6 protein-coding genes are annotated in these 7,995 nt (G+C 42.4%); all 6 read right to left on the bottom strand.

Going from position 1 to position 7,995, the window contains the following annotated elements; genetic code table 11:
• Positions 1 to 79: 79 nt before the first annotated feature.
• Genes QTN94_RS05270 through QTN94_RS05245 form a run of 6 tightly spaced genes read right to left on the bottom strand, consistent with a single transcriptional unit; the run spans position 80 to position 7,993 of the window.
• Positions 80 to 799 (bottom strand): thioesterase II family protein, encoded by a 720-nt coding sequence (locus QTN94_RS05270; protein ID WP_331427133.1) that lies wholly within the window; start codon positions 797 to 799, stop codon positions 80 to 82.
• Entirely contained in the window at positions 786 to 2,246 is a 1,461-nt protein-coding gene (locus tag QTN94_RS05265) for a serine hydrolase domain-containing protein (RefSeq protein ID WP_331427132.1), read from the bottom strand. The genes QTN94_RS05270 and QTN94_RS05265 overlap by 14 nt, the downstream gene beginning before the upstream one ends.
• 36 nt (positions 2,247 to 2,282) lie before the next feature.
• The gene (locus QTN94_RS05260) at positions 2,283 to 4,895 is read right to left on the bottom strand and encodes a beta-ketoacyl synthase N-terminal-like domain-containing protein (protein ID WP_331427131.1); all 2,613 of its coding nucleotides are present in this window, start codon (positions 4,893 to 4,895) and stop codon (positions 2,283 to 2,285) included.
• Between the two features lie 34 nt (positions 4,896 to 4,929).
• Positions 4,930 to 6,108, bottom strand: coding sequence for an ABC transporter permease (locus tag QTN94_RS05255; protein ID WP_101904090.1), 1,179 nt, complete (start codon positions 6,106 to 6,108; stop codon positions 4,930 to 4,932).
• A gap of 4 nt (positions 6,109 to 6,112) precedes the next feature.
• Entirely contained in the window at positions 6,113 to 7,279 is a 1,167-nt protein-coding gene (locus tag QTN94_RS05250; RefSeq protein WP_331427130.1) for an ABC transporter permease, read from the bottom strand.
• 15 nt (positions 7,280 to 7,294) lie between these two features.
• Positions 7,295 to 7,993: an ABC transporter ATP-binding protein gene (locus QTN94_RS05245; protein WP_101904092.1), complete on the bottom strand. Its 699-nt coding sequence runs from the start codon at positions 7,991 to 7,993 to the stop codon at positions 7,295 to 7,297.
• Positions 7,994 to 7,995 lie beyond the last annotated feature (2 nt).

Here is a 7,995-nt window from a genome sequence, read left to right as displayed (position 1 = left end):
AAGCTTGATTGTATCTACTCATGTTATTTGTCCTCTTTGACTTCTGGAAAAATCAAAGACGCATTTAGCATGAGTAGTTTTACAGGCAAAGCCGAAACGGATGATAACCACCTACTGAAGTAGGTGGTTTAGGGCTGAAAATAAAAAAATGGCCTGCGTTCTGAAAGACTCTTTGATGGAAGTCAGAATTTCCTGCATGCTTCTTCCATTGCATTAAACTCTCAGGGAGGGCCAATTTATCACGAGCACCCGCTAACACCGTGATCGGACATGGAATCTTGTATTTCTTCTGCCTATAGGTGTAGGTTTCATACAACCGATAGTCTGCACGAATGATCGGAATAAACATCTCTGCCAGAGATGGGGTCGCCAGTACATCAAATGATGTACCGCCCAAGGCAAAAATCCTCTCCATAAATTTTTCATTTGGCAAAGAGTGAATTACTTTCTGTTCATTCGGTAAATGAGGAGGACGGCACGCTGAAAAAATCAGATGTGCAGGTGCTTTAACGTCCCCCTTCTCAATAATTTTATGAGCTAGTTCATATGCCAAAAGTCCACCTACAGAATGACCAAATATAGCATATTCTTGCGACTGGTATTCACTTAAAAACTTCTCATACAGATCAGAAACAGCTTCTTCTACACTGTTATAAAGTGGCTCACGCATACGTGTACCACGACCAGCTAATTCCAGCGGCCTCAGATGAATGTCATCAGCAAGAATACGGCGCCATTTATAAAAAATTGTGGCTGAGCTACCTGAATATGGAAGACAAAAAAGATCAATTGTACTCATAATTACTTACCTGTTTAGAAAGTGGCGAACGCCAGATTTTCATAAAACGAACCAGTGCAATCAGCACCATTGCACTCCAACACAAAATAATTGTTTGCTCGATGCTTTGAGGCCCCCATTCAATCAACACAGATAGTGGTAACATATAGAACATCACCGAAGGTAATACTGTGACAATAGCTGTCGCAAACCCCATCCAAAGCACCAAAGCAAATCCACCTTTAACAAGGTCAATTCGAGATGGTTTATATTTTTCCTTCATGATTCTGGTTAAACGGTAAGTACCTATCAATAAACCGATCACAATAATGACCAAAGATAGTGCAGATAGCCCCATCGCATAACGATCGATCTGACGCAGTGATGCATTGCTCTCGCCAAAGTAACCTGTTTTGAGATAAAACAAGATTGAACGACAGCTTTCATTCACTAAGTTGGAGTTCAAATTAGCCAACACGACAATTGAAGTTTTCGAATCAGGCAATAAATCAACACAAGAGGAAAACGTTGGATTAGTTCCTGAATGATAATATTCAGTTCCCCAGGTTTGAAATACAAACCAACCAGCGCCGTAAAATGAACCATAGATTGAAGAGGGCGCAACACTTTGGTCTGGCTGTAGAGATTTATTAATTGCTCGATACAGTTCTGAATCAGAAGCCACAGCGGCTAATTGAACAGCTTTCGTCCACTGGATCATATCTGGAAGTGTCGAATGCATATACCCTCCGGCAGCATGCTCCCAATAGATAGGAGCCTCAACTGGCAATGCTTGTCCATATCTGATTTTATGTCCGTCACTTTTCATTTCTGGAACAAAATCCTCATTTGATACCCAGGTATGCGATAACGACATAGGTTGCAGAATTTCTTTTTTGACCAGTTCAGAAAATTTCCGGCCTGTAATCTGCTCTATCACAAATGCTAACACCGTATAATTAGCAGTCGCGTATGAAAAGAACCGCCCAGGCTCATTTATCAACCGATCTTCCATCAAGTTCTGAATAATAGGCTCTAAACCGGCTGTTTCGTACTGTTGAATGTGCCTGATCGTTTTAAATGCTAAGCCTGATGTATGATGGATTAAATCCCGAATTTTGGGTTCAACGCCGTTATAAGATAAGGTAAACCATGGAACATACGCACTCACATTTTTATTGGGATCAAGCACACCCCGCTCAATCAAAAGTTCCGCCAGCGTGCCTGTAAACGCTTTACTATTTGAGCCAATTTCGAACACTGTCTCTGAATTGACAACCTTGCCACTGTCAATCTCCTGTTCTCCCTTGTAAAACAACCAGCTTCCATCCGGAGTGGAAACATAAGCTGCCAGTCCAGGAATTGCTCCTTGCGCCATTAAAAAAGTGAGATGTTCATCTATCTTTTCACGAGACGGAACATTTGTTGTATTTCCAGCGACATTTGAAGCACCAAGCACTGCCAGCATGGGGAGATAGAAAAAAAAAACTTAATAAGCCTCATGTTAAACTCCTTTTCGACTTGATATAAAACTGATTTGGCGCGCGAATGAAGGCATTTCATAGACATCTGCAATTTCTATTTGAACATTCAGTTCACGCTGAACAGTTTCTACAAACCTAGCAATAGTGAGTGATGTTGCCCCGTATTCAAAAATAATGTCATCATCTACAGCGGCTTCTACACCAAAAACCTCATGCCAGAGATGTTGTAAATGCTGTCTGACCGGCAGTTCTGGACTGGTCTTCAATTGCGACATTTCCCGCATATCAATGCTCGGCATTTCAAAGTGCTTTGAATTTAACCTTGGCACAGGCAAAACTGGTCGATATCCACGTCGAGGCACAGGACACTGCAAACTAAAGAGCCCGTGACACCAAAGAAAAGCTTGGAGCTTATTCAGCCCAAATGAAAGGTCTTCTGAAAAAGCATGAAAAGCCAGGCGTTGACCTGACATAGAAAAATCATTATGTAGTGCAGTGAATTCTCCATGAGCACCAACTTCAATAAACACAGCTTCTGGGTTGATCGCAGCTTTAAGCAGGTCGGGTAAATACAGTTCTGCATATTCTTGATTGCTCTCTGGTTTGGATAGCATCAGTTGTATCTTGTTATCGCTAGATGGAGATGTATTTTGTTCGACAACATAAGATATTTCTGTATATAAGTCACATAAGCTTTGTCCCGCATCTAGTGCGTTTATGAAAGAAATACCTTCTTGTCCTGAGATTTTTCGAGAAAAAAGCATTGCTGATATCAAACCAAGTCCATGCCCTGTAACGGCATAAACTTTGCCAGCATTAGCGGATATAACCTCAGCTATAGCACACTGCCTGGTAATTTGTTCCGCTAATATGTAGAGCTTATCTTTGGTTTTTGTTGTGATACCAAGTTGTTGACGCCAATAGGACTCAGCTTGAACATAAACATCGTTTCTTGCTAATAGTTCTGAATTTAACATACAGGTTGTTGATTCTGAGTCAGGGAACAATAGATATAGCTGTGGTTTGGTTTTGGATATCCCTTTTTCCATCTGTGCCATGAGATCATCCCCAAAACAAAAAGGCTGACTTTGTCGAACGATTGCAGCAGCTCGAAAAGGCAGATCTTCACGGTAAAAGTGAAGTATGCGGGCAATATCCTGTGCTTGAAGAGGAGTCAACATTTCAAGACGTAAAACTGTATCGTCAAGTAACTGTTCAAGCCCCGTTTCAGTCCGAGCACTAAATGGGAGAATCATTGTTTCATCAACTAAAGATTCCTTATGCCCAGCTTTCATGCCAACTGACGACCAATTCGACAAAATAACATGAGCATTTGTTCCACCAAGTCCAAAAGAACTTACGCCTGCATATATTTGCTCTCCCTCTGCGAAGGTGATGATTTCAGGATTGATCTTAAATTGGGAATCATCTCTTCCCAGTAAAGGCACGGGATTGGCGCAATTAATTTGTGGAGGTAATTTACGCTGATCAAGCGCCAAGCTCGCTTTGATCAATCCAGCAAGGCCAGATGCAACACCAAGATGACCAATATTGGCCTTGACTGAACTTAGATAGCAAGGTGAAGAAGATTGATTCGAGTTGCCAATGGCTTCACTCAATGACTGCAGCTCCAGCTTATCACCTAAGCTTGTGCCTGTTCCGTGGCATTCAATAAAACTCAGATCCGCACCATCGACTGCAGCCACTTCTTGAGCTTTAGCAATCACCGCTTTTTGCCCAGCAACAGAGGGGGCTGCGTAACCCAATCGGCTCACTCCGTCATTGTTTATCGACGAGCCGCGAATTACCGATAAAATCTCACTTCCATCATGAATTGCATCATGAATACGCTTAAGTACCACTGAGCAAACACCATTGGAATAAATGGTACCATCGGCATTTTCTGAGAAGGGCTTGCAATGCCCATCACTGGATGTGAGCGCGCCTTCTACAACTTCATATGTTCCATTTTGCCACATGCTTATGGTTGATGAAGTCACTAAAGCAACGTCACACTGACCGGATATTAAAGAATCACATGCCACATGCACAGACACTAGGGAACTAGAACAAGCATTTTGAATCGACATCACTGGCCCTTGCAGACCAAGCTTATAAGCAATAAATGGTGCAAGGTGATCGCTATCATTACCAATTAGAGACTGAAGCGCAGACATTCCCCCTTGCATAATCATGGCTGGATAGACTCTATCAAGCAGGTAAGTATTGCTATATTTGCTGGCAAATAAACCAATCGTCGGTATCTCCTTATCACCTTGGTTACTAGGTGCCAACAAATGGGCAATATTCGCTCGAGTTAACGCATCATAACTACACTCCAGAGCCAACCGATGCTGTGGATCCATTAATTTTGCTTCGGATGGTGAGATGTCAAAAAAAGCGGCATCAAAACTAAATGGATCTTGAACCATATTGTTTAGATTAATACGACGACGAACAGACGTACCGGAAGTTTCTATAGATTGATATTCTTCAATTGACGGCGATGTTAATTCAACCCCTGCTAATAACGCTTTCCAAAAAGCTTCTATAGAGCGAGCTCCAGGAAATCGACCACTCATGCCCACTATTGCAATATCACATGGGTTTGTGACAAACTTTTGAACGTTCATTTTGTACCTCCTGTTATCTTCCAAAGAAACGCGGTTACACTTTACGTAAAGCTCGATTCAAAGGGGTATAAATCACAACTAGAGCAGGGAAGAGACCTGAAACCACACCGATGACAAGTGCCATGCTCATACCTTCCATAATGAGTGGCGGTGACAAAGTAAAACGAAAAACAAGCTGACTGAATGCTTCACCATTCATCGTAGAAAACAAGAAACCATCAACAAGAAGGAAAACCAGTACCGTTCCAATCAACCCACCAAATAATGCAACCAAAACAGCTTCTAATAACACGGCAATGGATACAGCACCATCCGCGAAACCTAAAGCACGAAGTGTGGCAATCTCCGTCGTCCGGGCGGATACAGACGCATACATAGCATTAAGTGCAGCAAAGATGGCACCAATCATCATAAGTACAGCCATGGGGTATACTGTTTTCTGAGCAAGTGTAATCAAACCACTACCACCGGACGCGTAATAATCGGTTTCACGTTGAACTTCAATATCAAACCTAGGATCATTTTCCAGAGCTGATGAATAGCTCTCAAATGCAGTATCAGAAACCAGCTTTACCCGTAAAGACTGCAATGTTTCCTGATGCTTGAAAGCGGCTTGCATAAAGTGTAAATCAGACCAGATTTCAGACTCATACACATTACCACCGTCTTCAAAGATACCAACAACCACCCAGTCAATGCCTTGAACGGTCATAGTCTCCCCAATCTGTAAGCCTTCGAATTGACTAGATGCCGCTGCCCCAACGACAACTTCTGTGGTCCCTGGTTTAAACATTCGACCATGGGTAAGCTGAAACGACGGATGTAGTTCAGGCTCAGTAAGCTCAATACCTCGCATTGGTACATTTACAACAGCTCCATTCTTTTTGGCCATTTCTACCACGAGATAAAACTGGCCTGATGCCAATTTTTTTCCGTCTTTCATTTCAATCTCAGAATAGGTAAGCATTGCGGGCAGATCTGAAACGTTCAATACGCTATTCACCTCAGACAGAGCGCCAGAGCGCATTACAATAGCCACGTCTTCCTGCCCGGTTCTTTCCATTGTTTCTCGAAAGCCTTCTAACATTGACAGAACTGAAATAAACAAAAAAACCACACTAGCAACGCAAAAAACAGCGACAAATGTTCCAGATAATCGGGCCTTTAAACTATGCAACCCTATAGTTAATAATGTTGGTATTTGCGAATACATAGCTTTATCTCCGATTCAGGGTTGTAATAATTGATGCGCGAGAAACTTCCAGCATCGGCAATATGGCTGAAAGCAGACTTATCACTGTCGCGACAATCAAACCAAAGAGTAGATCATCCCCCCCCAGAGCAATTTCTGGAATTAATTCGGTGAAAACCGCTTTGAGCTGAGAGGAAAATAACCATGCCAAAATACCACCAAGCACAGCCCCAAAAACAACGGTATAAAATGATTCCAGTGCAATCCAAACTGCAATCCAGCTTGGACTAAAGCCCAACGCCATCAAGACAGCAAAACCTTGTTGACGCTCACGTGCTGACTGTGCAATCGTCGAGGCACACACAACTAAAAGAATGACAACAACCGTTCCCATCACTACGGTTAATACCAATCCAATATCCGCATACTGGCTCGTATAAGATTCTAGAAAAGACTGTTCTGTAACGGTTTTCGTTTCAGACTCAGAATTGGCAAACAAACGATCGATAGCTTCTGCAATTTCCATTTGAGCTTGTTTGTTGGTAGGAGAAACTTTGGTCGAGAACCATCCAGCGGTATAGTTGCCATAGTTACGCGTTTCATCGAATCCATCATGGTGAATGAGAAACAAATTAGTTTCTGTAGAAGGGTCCCGTCCTTCGAAAATTGCAAGAATTTCAAAGTCCCAAACGATTGTATTCTGTTTGTTTCTCCAGATGTTGGAATTGATTTTCACCCGATCGCCAAGTGCCCACCCTTGTGCATCTGCCATGGCTCGACCAACTGCTGCTGCCATTTTGTTTTCCAGAAATTGTTGCTTTTGCTGCGTGGTAAAAATCAGTTCATCAAATATGTCTAGGTAGTTGGCGCTGTCCACTGCGAAAACGGTGACTGGGTTACGTTCGTTTTGATAGTATCCGCCAAACCAAGTAGCATGGCTCACAGCTTCAACACCGTTCAGTTGAGCAATCTGATCGCCGTAGTGAATAGGCATTGTATTCACCATGGATACCTTATGATTTGTTATCAAACGCTGTGTTTGTGATAAATCTCGGCCGCCTGAAAACGCTTTATCAACCGCACCTGCGATACCAAAAATAGCAAATGCAAATGCAACAGTCAGAATTGTCAGTAAAGCCCGGATAGGGTTCCTAAGCATTGATTGCCAGGTTAATTTCATCAATAAAATCATGCTATTCATTCTCCATTACTTAGCTGATTCTAGGATGTGTGTGTAACGCTCGGCTTTATCGAAATGGATAACACGAGAAGCCCGTTCAGCAACCCGTGGGTCATGCGTCACAACTATGATCGTTTTGTTATATTCAGTATTTAGGGCTGTGAGCAAATCCATAACCTCATCAGCAGATACCTGATCCAGATCTCCGGTTGGTTCATCACATAATAAAATTGCTGGGTCAGAAACAATTGCACGAGCAATCGCGACACGTTGTTCCTGTCCGCCAGATAGCTGATTTGGTCTGGATTTGGCTTTGTCTGCTAGCCCAACAATATCCAACGCCAACGCAACCCGTTTCATCTTTTCTTGCTGGCTCAACTTGGTGAGCTGTAATGGGAGTGCGATGTTATCTTGAGCACTTAAAAATGGTAATAGATTGTAGAATTGAAAAATAAAGCCAATAGATTGGGAACGGAGTTTGGCTAACTGCTTCTTTGTTGCCTGAGCTAGATCTACCCCATCAACTTGTACAACCCCTTTGTCAGGTACATCCAACCCTCCAATAAGATTGAGTAAGGTTGTTTTACCGGAACCTGAAGGCCCCATAATCGCCAAAAACTCACCCGCCTCAATCGTTAAATCAAAATTCTTAAAAATAGAGGTTTCTATTTGTCCCTGTTTATATTGTTTGCACAGATTATTAATATAAATACCAGTACTTGACATAA

The organism is Vibrio sp. M250220 (assembly GCF_036533795.1).
Taxonomy (GTDB): domain Bacteria; phylum Pseudomonadota; class Gammaproteobacteria; order Enterobacterales; family Vibrionaceae; genus Vibrio.
This window is presented reverse-complemented; position numbering and strand designations above follow the sequence as displayed.